We start from the raw sequence: 14,382 nt of genomic DNA on the forward strand, positions 1-14,382 counted from the left end.
TCAGCCGAAGTGGCAGGACACCGTGCCGAACTCGCCGAAGTCCGCCACCACGGTGTCGCCCTTGCCGACCTCGATCGGCCGGATGAAGGAGCCCGCGAGGATCACCTGCCCCGGTTGCAACGTGACGCCGAAGCGGTGCAGCCGGTTGGCCAGCCACGCCACGCCGTAGCCCGGGTGGTTGAGCACGCCCGCCGCAAGGCCGGTCTCCTCGACCTCGCCGTTGCGGCTCACGATGGCGCCGATGCGACGCATGTCGGCATCGACCAGCGCCGGCTTGAAGGGCCGGCCGCCCAGCACCAGCGCGGCGTTGGCCGCGTTGTCGGAGATGGTGTCGAACACGTTGCGCATGCGCTTCGTCTCGGGGTCGACACGCTGGATGCGGGCGTCGAGGATCTCCAGCGCGGGCGTGACGTAGGCGGTGGCGTCGAGCACGTCGAACAGCGTGCAGTCGGGGCCCGACAACGGCCGCGCCAGCACAAAGGCCAGCTCGGCCTCGATCTTCAGTTGCAGGAAGCGCTCCGACGGAATGACCGCGCCGTCGCGGTAGAACATGTCGTCGAGCAGCGTGCCGTAGTCGGGCTCGCCGATGTTCACCGCGCGCTGCATGGCCTTGGAGGTCAGGCCGATCTTGTGGCCCTTGACCGTGCGGCCCTTGCGCAGCTTGAGCTGCATCCAGGCATGCTGGATCGCGTAGGCATCGTCGATCGTCATGTCCGGGTGGTCGAGCGAGAACTGGCGGCAGGCGACACGCGTGCGCTCGGCTTCCTCCAGGCGTTCGGCCGCCTGGGCGAGGGTGTTCCGGTCCAGGCTCATGCCGCCACCTCTTCGGCCCTGACCACGTTGCGCAGCACACCCACGCCGCTGACCTCGACCTCGACCACGTCACCGGGCTGCAGGAACTTCGGCGGATCGAAGCGGATGCCCGCGCCGATCGGCGTGCCGGTGGCGATGATGTCGCCCGGCTCCAGCGTGGTGAAGGTCGAGAGGTAGCCCACGAGGTAGGCGAAGTCGAACATCAGGTTCGCGGTCGTGTCGTCCTGGCGCGGCTCGCCGTTGACGCGCGTCTGCACGCGCAGCGCGCCGTAGCCTTGCGGGAACTCGTCGGCCGTGACGATCCAAGGGCCGATGGCGCCCGAGGCGTTCCAGTTCTTGCCCTGCGTCACGTTGAACTTGGCGTGGTGCACCCAGTCGCGGACCGTGCCCTCGTTCATGCAGGTCAGGCCCGCGATGCAGGCCAGCGCGTCCTCGCCCTCGACCCGGCGCGCGCGGCGGCCGATGACGATGGCGATCTCGCCTTCGTAGTCCAGCTGTGTCGATTCGATCGGCTGCCGCAGCGGCTCGCCATGGCCCACGAAGGACTCGGCCACGCGCATGAAGATGCTCGGGTACTTGGGCAGCTCGCTGCCGTCCTTGTACTCGGCGTTGCGGTGCGCGTAGTTCACGCCGATGCAGAACACGCGGCGCGGCCGCGCGATGGGCAGGTCGACGCGGACCTCGGCCAGCGCATGGTCGGGCGAAGCACCGGTTGCAGCCTCGCGGGCCTGCGCGAGCGCGGCCTCGCCGCCCTCGAGCAGGGCCGCGACGGAGGCGAAGGCCGGCAGGCGGCGGCCGAGGTCGACGACGCCGTCGCCGATGACGCAGCCCCAGTGCGAGGCTCCGCCGTGAAGGTAGCTGATGAGTTTCATGCGGTCTCGAAGCCGAAGAAGCGGGCGGGGTTGTCGACGAGGATCTTCTGCCGCGTGGCGGCATCGGGGGCGAAGCGGTAGAGCAGTTCGAGCAGCGCGCCCTCGTTGGGCGGCTGCTTGACCGACACCGGGTGCGGCCAGTCGCTGCCCCAGACGCAACGATCGGGCGCGGCCGCGATCAGGCGCTGCGCGAGCGGCACCACGTCGTCCCAGGGAGCGCCGGTGCGCGAGAGCTTCTCGGACAGCGACAGCATCACCCAGAAGTTGCCGCGCCGAAGCAGTTCGAGCATGCGCACCAGGCTGGGGTCGGCCTCGCCGCGCGAGGGATCGGCGCGGCCCATGTGGTCGAGCAGCACCGGCACCTCGAGCGCCTCGAAGGCCGCGAGCTGCTCGGCGATGCCGGTGGGCTCGGGCTGCACCTTGACGTACCAGCCCAGCTCCTTGACGCGCGCGAAGGCGCGTTGCTGCTCGGCCGCGCTGAAGCGGATGCCCAGGCCGCCGCGCGTGAAGCGCGCGCCGCGCACGCCGGCATCGTGCAGCTTCTGGAGGTAGGCGTCGTCGCGCTCGGTCAGCACCGCGGCATTGGCGCAGGCCATGTAGCGGCGCGGGCCACCGGCGTTGAGGCCTGCGAGCGCATCCAGCACCACCGTGTGGTCGGCGCCGTAGGTGGTGGCCTGGACGATCACGCCGCGCTCGATGCCCAGCGTGGCGTGCAGCCGCTGCGCGAGCTGCCAGGTGGCGCTGGGCATCTCGTAGGCGGCGTCGGGCCGCACCGGGTACTGCGCGCGCGGGCCGAACACATGGAACTGGCTGTCGCAGGCCAGCGCGGGCGGCAGCGGCACCGGCGCGCGCGGATGGGGGTCGAAGGGAAGGTAGTCGGGCATGGGTCGTGGGCGATGAGTGGTGGAAGAGGTCAGGCGATCCAGGCCGTGAAGCTGCACTCGATCAGCTTCCCCATGTCGAGCTCGGGCGCGATGATCGCGTGGCGCGCGGGCCGCGACCGCGCATCGGGGAACATCTCGAGCCAGGGCACGTTGAGCGCGGGGCGCTGGCTGCGGTCCTTCATCCAGACCGTGAGCTTCACGATGTCCTGCGTGCCACCGCCCGCGGCCTCGACGATGCGGCGCACGTTGTCGAGCATGAAGCGGCACTGCGCCTCGATGGTCTCGGCCGGCCTGCCGGTGGCGGGGTCGTTGCCCTGGATGCTGCCGCTCTCGAGCAGCGGGCCGACGCGGCAGCCCGCGGGGATCGGGTTCTTGTGGCTGAAGCCTTCGACGTAGACGCTGGTGCGCGCGGCGGGCGCGGCGCGCCCGAGGACGGTGGTGGCGGCGTCCATCATTCGGCCGAGATGTTGGCTTGCTTGATGACCGGCATCCAGCGCGCGTCTTCCTTGGTGAGGAACTGCGTGAACTGCTCGGGCGTGCTGCCGCGGGCCTCGGAGCCCAGGGTGTCGAACCTGGCCTGCACCGCCTTGTCGGCCAGGATCTTCTGCAGCGCTTCGGACAGGCGCGCGACGATCGCCGGCGGCGTGCCGCGCGGCGCCAGCACGCCGGTGAAGGTCTCGGTGCTGAAGTCCTTGAAGCCCGCCTCCTGCAGCGTCGGCACGTCGGGCAGCTGCGGCAGCCGCTTGGGCGAGGTCACGGCCAGGGCGCGCGTGCGGCCCTGCTGGATGAAGGGGTTGGCCACCGAGATCTGGTCGAAGTTGAACTGCACCTGGCCGCCCAGCAGGTCGGTGGTGGCGGGCGCGTTGCCCTTGTAGTGCACGGTGGTCCAGTGGGCGCCGCTCTCGCGCTGCAGGTACTCGCTCACCAGGTGGTTCTGCGTGCCGGCGCCGGGCGAGGCCATGGTCAGCGCGTTGCCGGCCTTCTTGCCTTCGGCGATCAGGTCGGCCACGGTCTTGTAGGGCGTGGACGGATGCACCTGCAGCACCAGCGGCGTGAACGACACCGAGCTCACCGGCAGGAAGTCCTTCTTCCAGTCGTAGGCGCTGGTGCGCTTGAAGATGGTGGGCGAGAACAGGATCGGCCCGTTGGCGCCCATGAAGAAGGTGTAGCCGTCGGGCGTGGACTTGGCCACCTGCTCGGCCGCGATCATGCCGCCCGCGCCGGGCCGGTTGTCGACGATGAAGGGCTGCTTGAACACCGCCTGCAGCTGCTCGGTGATGATGCGCGCGGCACCGTCCACGTTGCCGCCCGGCGGATAGGGCAGCACCAGCTTCACGGGCTTGTCGGGCCACTGGCCCTGCGCGATGGCGGGCAGCACGGCAAGGGCGGCGCACGTGGCGACGGCGAAGGATGCGATGGTCGAAATCTTCAAGACGGGTCTCCTGCTCTGAGGCCGGCACCGCAAGTGGACTGCGGTTTGATCGGCGACCCGCCCACTCTAAGAATCGGCAGCCCGATGCTGCAATGCAATATCACGGGCCTGTTCCGTATGATGGACGTTTTCGGGAAGTGCGCGATGGGCGGCGCGCCCTCGCTCCCGACAATCGAGGCTCAGCCACCCCGGAAGGCCCTCCCATGTTTCTCGATGCCGGCGACCTCTCGCCCGAAGCCACCTACCGACTCATGAGCGGCATCGTGGTGCCGCGCCCGATCGCGTGGATCACCACCGTGTCGGAAGCCGGCGTGGTCAACCTCGCGCCCTTCTCCTGCTTCACCTTCGTGTCGAACAAGCCGCCGCTGCTGGGCGTGAACATCGGCCGCAAGGCCGGCCAGCGCAAGGACACCGGCGCCAACATCCACGCGCTGCGCGAGTTCGTGGTCAACATCGGCGACGCCTCGCAGATGGTCGCGATCCACGAGAGCAGCGCCGAGCATGCGCCCGACGTGAGCGAGACCGAGCTGCTCGGGCTGGGCACCCTGCCCTGCCAGACCGTGCGCGTGCCGCGGCTGGCCGATGCGCCGGTCAGCATGGAATGCCGGCTGGAGCGCGTGATCGCCTTCGGCGAGACCGGCGCCGAGTTCATCGTCGGCGAGGTCACGGCCTTCCACCTGCGCGACGGCCTGCTGCACGACGGCAAGGTCGACACGCGCGCGCTCGACCCGGTGTGCCGCATCGGCGGGCCCAACTACGCGACGCTGGGCGAGATCGTCACGCTGCGCGGCATGCAGCAGACGCCCAAGGCGGTGATGGATGGCGGCAGCGGCGGTAGATAAGGAAGGCGCCACCGCCGGCGCCCAGAGCGTGCGCCGCGCGCTCGCGGTGCTGCGCGTGCTCGCCACCGGCCAGGAGCGCGGCGTGCGGCTCACCGACGTCGTGACCCACACCGGCCTCAACCGGCCGACGGTGCACCGCATCCTGCGCGTGCTGGTCGAAGAAGGCGCGGTCGAGCAGGACCCGGCCACGCGGCGCTACCTGATCGGCGGCGAGGTCTCGCTGCTGGGCCTGGCGCGCTCGACCCGCTTCCCGATCCGCGCCATCGCCGAACCGCACCTGCGCCACCTGAGCGAGATCCTGGGCGACACCGCCTTCCTCACCATCCGCAACGGCGCCGACTCGGTCTGCATCGACCGGCGGCCCGGCAGCTTTCCGGTCAAGGTGCTGTCGATCGAGATCGGCGCGCGGCGCCCGCTGGGCGTGGGCGTGAGCGGCCTGGTGCTGCTGGCCTCGCTGCCCGCCGAGGAGGCGGCCGAGGTGGTGCGCCGCAACGCGCGGCGGCTGCAGGCGCTGCACATCGATCCGGCGGAGCTGCTGGAGCGTGCCGTGCGCACGCGCGCCCAGGGCTACGCCTACGCGCCGGTCGGCGTGGTGCCGGGCTCGCGCGCGGTGGCGGTGCCGGTCTGCGTGGCCGACGGCCGCACCATCGCCGGCCTGGCGATCGCCACCATCACCGAGCGCCTGCCCGACGAACGCGTGCCCTCGGTGGTCGCGCACATGAAGGAGCGCGCGGCACTGATCGGCGCGCAGGCGGCCGAGCTCGCGCGGCGCAGGGGCGGCCGCCAGGGCGGCAACTGAAATCGGGGGAAACCCTTCAGACGTCCACGATGCGGACGTTCTCGCCCATCGTCAGGACGCGGACGGCACCGGCGGCGCGCCCGCCTTGTCGCTGGACAGCACGCCGGCGCTGGCCCAGTTGTGCCTGGGCACGTCGAAGAACATGACGTCGACCGCATCGGCGGGGCTGCCGAGCGTCTTCATGGTGGCTTCGGTGAGCGCGGCCGCGAGGGCCCGCTTCTGCTCGACGGTGCGGCCTTCGAAGAGTTCGACGCGGATCAGAGGCATGGTTCTTCCTTGGATGAGATGAAGTGGGAACCGTGACTATGCGCGAAAGAGACGTGGCGGACCTCAGGGGGCGATCGGCTGGGCCGGCGTACCGAGCGCGCGCTCGGCCGGCGGCACCGCATTGAGGCGCGGCGGCGCGTTCGGGTCGTGCAGCAGCACGCTGGTGCCCAGGCCCGCCCCCACGGCCGCGCCACCGCCGACACCGGTGCTCGCCCCCACACCGGCGCTGCCGTAGACCTGTCCGCCCGCGTTCACGCCCACGCCGGCGCCCAGCGGGCCCCAGCCGGTGCCGAGCCCGACGCTGGGCCCGCCCGAGCCCATGCCGACGCCGAGCGAGAGGCCGGGCACCAGCGGGATGCCGATGCCCACGCCGCCGGCACAGCCCGCGAGCAGGGTGGCCGCGAGCAGCGCGGCGGCGGAAGTGGCAAGACGTGTGGCGGGCTTCATGGTGACGGTCGCTCCCTCGCGAGTGATGATGAAACGACCGTCGGCCGCCTCGTGGTGTCTCAGACCAGCAGCGCGTTGACGCGCCGCACGTAGGCCGCCGGGTCCGCCGGCAGGCCGCCTTCGGCCAGCAGGGCCTGGTCGAACAGGATGTTCGCCAGGTCCTCGAAATGGGCCGATTCGCCCAGCTTCCTGACCAGCGGATGGTCTGCGTTGACTTCGAGCACCGGCTTGAGTTCCGGCGCCGGCTGGCCGGCCTGCTTGAGCATGCGCGCGAGCTGCGTGCTCATGCCGCCGTCCTGCACCACCAGGCAGGCCGGCGAATCGACCAGGCGGGTGGTGATGCGCACGTCCTCGGCCTTGTCCTTGAGCGCTTCCTTGAGGCGATCGAGCACCGGCTTGAAGCTCTCGGCGGCTTCCTCGGCCGCCTTCTTCTCGGCCTCGTCCTGCAGCGAACCCAGGTCGACCGCGCCCTTGGCCACGCTCTGCAGCGGCGTGCCGTCGAAGTCCTGCAGGTAGTTGAGCGACCACTCGTCCACGCGGTCGGTCATCAGCAGCACCTCGATGCCCTTCTTCTTGAACAGCTCGAGCTGCGGGCTGTTCTTGGCGGCGGCCAGCGAATCGGCGGTGATGTAGTAGATCGCCTCCTGGCCTTCCTTCATGCGCGCCTTGTAATCGGCGAAGCCCACGCTCACGGTGTCGCTGGCGGTCGAGGCGAAGCGCAGCAGCTTGGCGATGCGCTCGCGGTTGGCATGGTCCTCGCCAAGGCCTTCCTTGAGCACCGCGCCGAACTCGGCGTAGAAGGCCGCGTACTTGCCCGCGTCCGCATCGGCGGCGAACTCCGCCGCGGCCTCGGCCGCGGGCGTGACCGTCTTGTCGACCACGTCGGTCACCTCGCTCTCGGTCGGCTCCGGTGCCGGCACCGACTCGCCCGAGCCCACGTCGATCTTGGCGGCGGCGCTGTCGGCCGCGGCCTTCTGCTTCTTCGCCAGGTCTTCCAGCATCGACAGCACGCGCTTGGTGCTGCCTTCGCGGATCGCCTTCACGTCGCGGCTTTCCTGCAGCAGCTCGCGGCTCACGTTGAGCGGCAGGTCGGCCGAGTCGATCACGCCCTTGACGAAGCGCAGGTAACTGGGCATCAGCGCCTCGGCGTCGTCCATGATGAAGACGCGCTTGACGTAGAGCTTCACGCCCGCGGTCTTGTCGCGGTTCCACAGGTCCATCGGCGCCTTCGACGGGATGTAGAGCAGCTGCGTGTACTCGGTGCTGCCCTCGACGCGGTTGTGGCTCCAGGTCAGCGGCGCCTCGTAGTCGTGGCTGATGTTCTTGTAGAACTCGCTGTACTCCTCGGTCGTGATGTCCTTCTTGGCACGCGCCCACAGCGCGCTGGCCTTGTTGACCGGCTCCCATTCGCCGGTCTTGACCATGTCGCCGGGCTGATCGTTCTCGCCGTCCTTCCACTCCTCCTTCTCCATCAGGATGGGCAGGGAGATGTGGTCGGAGTACTTGCCGATCACCGACTTGAGCTTCCAGGCGTTGAGGTAGTCCTCGGCGTCGTCGCGCAAATGCAGCGTGACGCTGGTGCCGCGCTGCGCGCGGTTGATCTCGTCGACCTCGAAGTCGCCGGCGCCGGTGCTGGCCCAGCGCACGCCCTGGTCGGCGGGCAGGCCCGCGCGGCGCGACTCGACCGTGATGCGGTCGGCCACGATGAAGCCCGAGTAGAAGCCCACGCCGAACTGGCCGATGAGCTGCGCATCGGCCTTCTGGTCGCCCGAGAGCTTGCTCATGAAGTCCTTGGTGCCGCTCTTGGCGATGGTGCCCAGGTTGTCGATGGCTTCCTGCTTCGACAGGCCGATGCCGTTGTCGGCGATGGTCAGCGTGCGGGCCGCCTTGTCGAAGGACACGCGCACCTCGAGGTTCGGCGCGTCTTCATACAGCGCGGCATTGTTGATGCCCTCGAAGCGCAGCTTGTCGCAGGCATCCGAAGCGTTCGAGATCAGCTCGCGCAGGAAGATTTCCTTGTTCGAGTAGAGCGAGTGCGTGACCAGGTGCAGCAGCTGCGCGACTTCGGCCTGGAAGGGGAGTTTGGTGGAGGCGGAGGAGGTCATGGATTCGAAAGCCTAGAGAAATGGAAAGGGGCCGCAGTGCCCGTCTCGAAAGGTGGCGGCCGTGCCCGCATTTTCAATGCACTGGGCCTCGGTGCCGCCGCACCGACGAAATGAATACTTTGCCCCTAAAGGGCCTTCGCCTTGCCGTTTCTTCAACGCCACGGCTAAGGGAAAGCCATCCCTACTTGGTGCGAAATTAACGTTTCAATCACTTACATGTTCTTTTGAGTTGTCCGTTGGATTCGCTGCCCACCTAGCATTTGGGCAAGCACTGGATGACGCGCCTCAACGCCTCCGGTGTGTCGGTATCCGTTTTCTTCAACCGTTCGGGAACACACCATGCTCAAACTCACGCTTGCCGTCCTTGTCGCTCTGAGTGCCGTTTCCACGGCCATCGCGGACACGAAGACCACCAACTTCAACGTGCTGCTGACCATCACCAAGGCCTGCAACTTCACGACCGCCGCGAGCGACGTGGACTTCGGCTCGAACCTGTCGACCGCCACCAGCATCGAGAACGCCGGCACCCTGCGCGTGACCTGCACCAAGGGCACGCCTTTCACCATCGGCCTCGGCGCCGGCAACGGCACGGGCGCCACCACGGCCGCGCGCAAGATGAAGGCCACCACGGCCGGCAACACCGAGGAGGTGCCCTATGCGCTCTACCGCGACAGCGGGCGCACGCTGAACTGGGGCGATGCCGCAAGCCCCGACACCCTGAGCTCCTCCGGCCTCGGCACCGAGCAGGCGATCCAGGTCTACGGCCGGGTGCCGAGCGCCAACTTTCCGGCCGACAGCTACAAGGACATCATCGTGGCCACCGTCACCTATTGATCCTCGCCGAGGCATGAGGGCCCGGCCATCATGACGACCACCGCGCGGGTTCTGTCACTGGTCGCCCTGTGCGGCCTCGCGCTGGCGGTCGAGCCCGGCCATGCCGCCAGCCTGCAGGTGGCGCCGGTCACGCTCACGCTCACACCGCGCCAGAACGCCGACGGGCTCTGGTTGAGCAACAACGGCGATGCGCCGCTGCAGGCCCAGGCCCGGATCTACCGCTGGACCCAGGTCGACGGCGAAGACCGGCTCGAGCCGACGCGCGACCTGACGCTCAGTCCACCGATGCTGCAGGTGGGCCCCGGCGAGCGGCAACTGGTGCGCGTGATCCGCCTCGGGCCGCCGCCGGACACCGTCGAAGCCAGCTACCGCGTGATCGTCGACGAGCTGCCGGTCTCGGTGGCCGCCGACGCGCCTCCACGGCCGGGGCTCGATTTCGTGCTGCGCTATTCGCTGCCGATCTTCCTGCGTCCACTGTCCGATGCCGACCGCGCCGCGCCGGCCACCCCTCCCGCGCCGATGGCGGCACTGGCCGCGACCCTGGTCGACGACGGCGGCCGGACGCAGCTCCAGCTCGAGAACCGCGGCAGCGGGCATGTCCAGCTCGCCGACCTCGTCTTCGTCGATGCCGCCGGCAAGCGACTGGTGCTGCGCCAGGGGCTGGCCGGCTACGTGCTCCCCGGCGCCGTCAGGCGCTGGCCGGTGGCCGCCCCGGGCGGGGCCGATGCCGCGCGCCGAGGCACTTTCAAGGCGCGGATCAACGGCGCCATGGAAGAAAGCGCCTTGCTGCCGTCCGAAGCCACGCTGCCGCAGGCCCATGGCCCGCGCTGACGCAGTCGCGCATGGGCTTCCCGCGCACCGCCATCGTCGCCGTGCTGGCGGGGCTGTGCGTGAGCTGTTTCGCGGCGCCGACGGTGGAAAAGCCGGAAACCGAAATCGCCCTCTACCTCGAGGTCACGCTCAACCAGCGCGCCAGCGCCCAGTTGCAGCCCTTCTTGCTGCGTGACGGCCGCCTGCACGCCACCGTGGGCACCCTGCGCGAACTCGGCTTCGCACTGGACGGTCAACCCGCCGACCGGCTGCTCGCGCTGAGCGAACTGCAGGGCGTCGACATCGTCTTCGACAGCCGACTTCAACGCGTGGCATTGCAGGCACCGATCGCCCTGCTGTCGCTGCCCATGACACGGCTGGACGCCCAACGCAGCAGCGCACCGGCACTGAGTCCCTCGGCGCCCGGAGCGCTCTTCAACTATGACCTCTATGCCTCGCACGGTCGCGGGGGCAGCCAGTGGAACGCAGCCCACGAGACACGCCTGTTCGGCTTCGGTGCCGGCATCGTGAGCCAGACGATGCTCAACCGCGTGCTGCGCGCGGAGGGCCCGGGCGGCGATACCTGGCACAGCCAATCCGTGCGGCTCGACACCCAATGGCAGTTCGCCTGGCCCGAGCGCCTGCTGACGCTGCAGCTCGGTGACAGCGTGAGCGGCGCGCTCGACTGGAGTCGCGCGCTGCGCATGGGCGGCGTGCGCATCGGCAGCGACTTCGGCCTGCAGCCCTACCGCGCCACCACGCCGCAGCCGGCCTTCTACGGCGAGGTCGCGGTGCCCTCGACGGTCGAACTCTTCGTCAACGGCCTCAAGCAGTACAGCGGCCAGGTGCCACCGGGGCCGTTCGCGATCGACAGCCGCCCGGGCATCACGGGCGCCGGCCAGGCCCAGGTCGTGATCAGCGACGCCTTCGGCCGCACGCGCACGCTGACCCTGCCCTTCTACGGCACGCAGCAGCTGCTGGCCGCCGGGTTGAGCGACTGGTCGGCGTCGCTCGGCCGGGTGCGCCTCGACTACGGCCAGAAATCCTTCTCCTACGACAGCGCGACGGTCATGAGCAGCAGCCTGCGCCATGGCTGGAGCGAGCGCGCCACGCTCGAGGCGCACGCGGAGGCCGGGGCTGGCGTGCGCAACGGCGGCCTCGGCGGCCTGTGGTTGCTCGGCGCCGAAGGCACGGCGGGCGTGCTGCGCGCCTCGGCCGCCTATGGCGCGCTGCACGCCGACAGTGGCCGTCAATGGGCGCTGGGCTACCAATGGAACCGCAACAGCCTGTTCGTCGACCTGCACACGCAGCGCACCCAAGGCGAGTACCGCGACATCGCCTCGCGCTACGGCCAGCCGCCGGCCCGCCTGAGCGAGCGCGCCAGCGCCGGCCTGGACCTGGCGCCGATCGGCAACCTGGCGTTGAGTTACGTGCGGCTGGCCTATCCGCAGGGCGACGATGCGCGCTATGCGAGCGTGTCCTGGTCGCGCCAGCTCGGCGGTCGGCTCTCGCTCAGCGCCTCGCTCACCCGGCAGCTGAACGACCGTCGGAGCCTGGCGGTGTTCTTCGGCGCCAGCTGGCGCCTCGACGACGGCCTCTACGCCAGTGCGGCCCTGCAGCGCGCCTACGGCCGGACGGGCAGCAGCATCGACGTGTCGAGCCCCGTGCAGGGCGAGGGCGGCGTGGGCTGGCGGACCCAATTGCGCAACGACGCGGGGCAACCTGGGGGCCAGGCCGAGGCCAGCTGGCTGAATCGCTACGGCCGCCTTGGGGTGGGCGCCGCCAGCTTCGCGGGCAGCAGCTACGGCTACGCGAGCGCAAGTGGCGCACTGGTCCTGATGAACGGCGGCCTGTTCGCCACGCGCGACATCAGCGACGGATTCGCGGTGGTCAGCACCGACGGGCTGGTCGGTGTGCCGGTGAAACTGGAAAACCGCGTGGTCGGCATCACCGGCGCCGATGGCCGGCTGCTCGTGACGCGGCTCAATGCCTGGCAGTACAACCGGATCGGCATCGACCCGATGGACCTCCCGGCCGACGTGCGGGTGCGCGAGACCGAACAGAACGTCACTCCCAGCGACCGCGCGGGCGCGCTGGTGCACTTCGCGCTGCATCCGGTGCGCGCGGCCCTGCTGGTGGTTCACGACGCGCAGGGCAGGCCGCTGCCGATGGGCAGCCGGGCCACGGCCCTCGGCGACGGAGGGACGGCCACACAGGCCATCGTCGGCTACGACGGCGAGTTGTACCTGGACGATCTCCAGACGCACAATCGGCTGCGGGTCCGGCTGCCCGAAGGTGGCACCGGCTGCGAACTCCGCTTCGAACTGCCGCCCACGGCCGGGGGCATCCAGCGGATCGGCCCCTTGACCTGCCTGACGGAGAGACGCCCCTGATGCATCGCGCCGCCCTGTCCGCACTCGCGCTGCTGGTCCTGCTGCTGGCGCTTGGCGCACCGTCGACCGCCAGGGCGATGACCACCTGCACGGCCAGCATGACCCCGCTGGCCTTCGGCAGCATCACCGACCCGGCGACGCCGAGCACCACCACCGCGACCCTGGCCGTGCGCTGCGACACCACCATCTCGCTGGGCCTGCTGGCGCGGGTCAAGGTGCGCATGTGCCTGGGGATCGGCAATGCCACCCAACCGCGCACGATGTCCGACGGCGGCAGCCATGGGCTCAATTTCCAGATCTACAAGGAGGCGGCGCGCACCAACATCTGGGGCACCCGGGGCGGGACCCCGAGCGCCGTGCTGCTCGACATGGAGTACGACGTGCTGCTGACCGGTGGCAAGAGCCAGAACATCACGGTCTACGCGGCCACCCCAAGCCAATCGGCCGCCTGGGCCGGCAGCTACAGCGCGGACTACGCCCTCAGCACGGCGCTCGACTATCGCTACGACGAACCGCTCACTGTGGTGCCCGTGCCCTACCCCGACACCTGCACCACCGGGGGCGCCGGAGGCGCCACCAACCGACCCTTCGGCTTCACCGTGTCGGCCTCGGTCCCGCCCAGCTGCACCCTGCTGACAGGGTCGGACCTCGACTTCGGCCCCCACCCCGGCCCGATCGCGGCGGTGTACGACAACAGCACCACGCTGAGCGTGCAGTGTCGGGGCGGCACGCCCTGGACATTGAGCCTGGACAACGGCAAGTATTTCGACAGCGGCACCCGCCGCATGCGCATCGACGGCACAGATTCATACGTGCGCTACGGCCTGTACCACGACACCGGCCGCAGCCTCCCCTGGGGCCAGAGCGCGGGCGACACGCTGGCCGGCAGCGGCACCGGCGCGCTCGACACCCGCACGGTCTACGGGCGGGTCCCGTCCGGGCAGAACGTGCCAGCCGGCATCTACAGCGACACCATCACCGCGACCATCACCTACTGAGCTCGATGACCATTCCTCACCAGGTCGCGACAGTTCCGCACAAAGCCCATCGATCCGTGAACAGATGCCAGCGCGGTGACAAACGTTAACCAATAAAGCTTACATTTCGTTCCTAGAATCCGCCCGCGCCGGGGCGGAGGCCCTTCCCGCATTTGGTTCAACAACAGCGAAAACGGGGTTAAAAAAATGGAACACAGCACCTTCAAGAAGTGGTCGGCCGAGTTCATCGGCACCTTCTGGCTCACTTTCGGCGGCTGCGGCAGCGCCGTGCTCGCGGCGGCCTTTCCCGAGCTGGGCATCGGCTTTGCCGGGGTCGCGCTGGCCTTCGGCCTCACGGTGGTGACCGGCGCCTATGCCCTGGGCCCGATCTCGGGTGGCCACTTCAACCCCGCGGTGTCGGTCGGCCTGGTGGTCGGCGGGCGCTTCAGGGCCTCGGAGCTCGCAGGCTACGTGATCGCGCAGGTGCTGGGCGCGATCGTGGCGGCCGGTGTGCTGTACCTGATCGCCACCGGCCGGCCCGGCGCCGAACTCGGCGGCTTCGCGACCAACGGCTACGGCGAGCACTCGCCCGGCAAGTTCAACATGGTGGCGGCGCTGATCACCGAGGTGGTGCTCACCGCGATCTTCCTGATCGTGATCCTGGGCGCCACGGCCAAGCGCGCGGCAGCGGGCTTCGGCGGCCTGGCGATCGGCCTGTGCCTGACGCTGATCCACCTGATCTCGATCCCGGTGACCAACACTTCCGTCAATCCGGCGCGCAGCACCGGCCCGGCGCTGTTCGGCCCGTCGTACGCGGTGTCCGAACTGTGGCTGTTCTGGGTGGCGCCGATCGCCGGCGCCGTGATCGGCGCGCTGATCTACAACGCGCTGCTCAAGGACGAGTGAA

The 14,382-nt window shown here is 69.6% G+C and carries 15 protein-coding genes; 7 read left to right on the forward strand and 8 right to left on the reverse strand.

Annotated elements, in window-relative coordinates:
- Genes hpaH through QTI20_RS23745 form a run of 5 tightly spaced genes read right to left on the reverse strand, consistent with a single transcriptional unit; the run spans window position 1 to window position 4,001 of the window.
- Window positions 1-813 (reverse strand): 2-oxo-hept-4-ene-1,7-dioate hydratase, encoded by an 813-nt coding sequence (gene hpaH / locus QTI20_RS23725; RefSeq protein WP_286553844.1) that lies wholly within the window; start codon window positions 811-813, stop codon window positions 1-3.
- On the reverse strand, window positions 810-1,685 hold the full coding sequence (locus tag QTI20_RS23730; RefSeq protein WP_286553843.1) for a fumarylacetoacetate hydrolase family protein: 876 nt from the start codon (window positions 1,683-1,685) through the stop codon (window positions 810-812). Before QTI20_RS23730 ends, hpaH begins: the two co-directional genes overlap by 4 nt.
- Entirely contained in the window at window positions 1,682-2,569 is an 888-nt protein-coding gene (locus QTI20_RS23735) for an amidohydrolase family protein (protein ID WP_286553841.1), read from the reverse strand. Before QTI20_RS23735 ends, QTI20_RS23730 begins: the two co-directional genes overlap by 4 nt.
- A gap of 29 nt (window positions 2,570-2,598) precedes the next feature.
- A complete protein-coding gene (locus tag QTI20_RS23740) occupies window positions 2,599-3,021 on the reverse strand; it encodes a RidA family protein (protein ID WP_286554808.1) in 423 nt (140 codons plus the stop codon).
- A complete protein-coding gene (locus tag QTI20_RS23745) occupies window positions 3,021-4,001 on the reverse strand; it encodes a Bug family tripartite tricarboxylate transporter substrate binding protein (RefSeq protein ID WP_286553839.1) in 981 nt (326 codons plus the stop codon). The genes QTI20_RS23740 and QTI20_RS23745 overlap by 1 nt, the downstream gene beginning before the upstream one ends.
- A 203-nt stretch (window positions 4,002-4,204) precedes the next feature.
- Here QTI20_RS23745 and QTI20_RS23750 point away from each other — a divergent pair, with 203 nt between their 5' ends.
- Together QTI20_RS23750 and QTI20_RS23755 are read left to right on the forward strand one after the other, a co-directional pair.
- Entirely contained in the window at window positions 4,205-4,843 is a 639-nt protein-coding gene (locus QTI20_RS23750; RefSeq protein ID WP_183028013.1) for a flavin reductase family protein, read from the forward strand.
- Entirely contained in the window at window positions 4,821-5,642 is an 822-nt protein-coding gene (locus QTI20_RS23755) for an IclR family transcriptional regulator (RefSeq protein WP_286553838.1), read from the forward strand. The genes QTI20_RS23750 and QTI20_RS23755 overlap by 23 nt, the downstream gene beginning before the upstream one ends.
- Window positions 5,643-5,693: 51 nt before the next feature.
- Here QTI20_RS23755 and QTI20_RS23760 read toward each other — a convergent pair whose 3' ends face one another.
- From QTI20_RS23760 to htpG, 3 genes are all read right to left on the reverse strand, one after another.
- Entirely contained in the window at window positions 5,694-5,909 is a 216-nt protein-coding gene (locus QTI20_RS23760) for a 4-oxalocrotonate tautomerase (RefSeq protein WP_183028011.1), read from the reverse strand.
- Between the two features lie 63 nt (window positions 5,910-5,972).
- Window positions 5,973-6,356 carry a hypothetical protein gene (locus QTI20_RS23765; protein WP_286553837.1) on the reverse strand — a complete coding sequence of 128 codons (384 nt, stop codon included), beginning with the start codon at window positions 6,354-6,356 and terminating at the stop codon, window positions 5,973-5,975.
- Between the two features lie 59 nt (window positions 6,357-6,415).
- The gene (gene htpG / locus QTI20_RS23770; protein ID WP_286553836.1) at window positions 6,416-8,461 is read right to left on the reverse strand and encodes a molecular chaperone HtpG; all 2,046 of its coding nucleotides are present in this window, start codon (window positions 8,459-8,461) and stop codon (window positions 6,416-6,418) included.
- 339 nt (window positions 8,462-8,800) lie between these two features.
- On the opposite strand from htpG, the gene QTI20_RS23775 reads away from it, so the two are divergent.
- From QTI20_RS23775 to aqpZ, 5 genes are all read left to right on the forward strand, one after another.
- A complete protein-coding gene (locus tag QTI20_RS23775) occupies window positions 8,801-9,295 on the forward strand; it encodes a Csu type fimbrial protein (RefSeq protein WP_286553834.1) in 495 nt (164 codons plus the stop codon).
- A 30-nt stretch (window positions 9,296-9,325) separates the two neighbouring features.
- Window positions 9,326-10,126: a fimbrial biogenesis chaperone gene (locus QTI20_RS23780; protein WP_286553832.1), complete on the forward strand. Its 801-nt coding sequence runs from the start codon at window positions 9,326-9,328 to the stop codon at window positions 10,124-10,126.
- Window positions 10,127-10,137: 11 nt separating this feature from the next.
- Entirely contained in the window at window positions 10,138-12,498 is a 2,361-nt protein-coding gene (locus QTI20_RS23785; protein ID WP_286553831.1) for a fimbria/pilus outer membrane usher protein, read from the forward strand.
- Window positions 12,498-13,496, forward strand: coding sequence for a Csu type fimbrial protein (locus QTI20_RS23790; protein WP_286553830.1), 999 nt, complete (start codon window positions 12,498-12,500; stop codon window positions 13,494-13,496). The genes QTI20_RS23785 and QTI20_RS23790 overlap by 1 nt, the downstream gene beginning before the upstream one ends.
- A gap of 186 nt (window positions 13,497-13,682) precedes the next feature.
- The gene (gene aqpZ / locus QTI20_RS23795; protein ID WP_286553828.1) at window positions 13,683-14,381 is read left to right on the forward strand and encodes an aquaporin Z; all 699 of its coding nucleotides are present in this window, start codon (window positions 13,683-13,685) and stop codon (window positions 14,379-14,381) included.
- Window position 14,382 lies beyond the last annotated feature (1 nt).

The sequence above is a fragment of the Variovorax sp. J2P1-31 genome (assembly GCF_030317215.1).
Taxonomy (GTDB): Bacteria; Pseudomonadota; Gammaproteobacteria; order Burkholderiales; family Burkholderiaceae_C; genus Variovorax.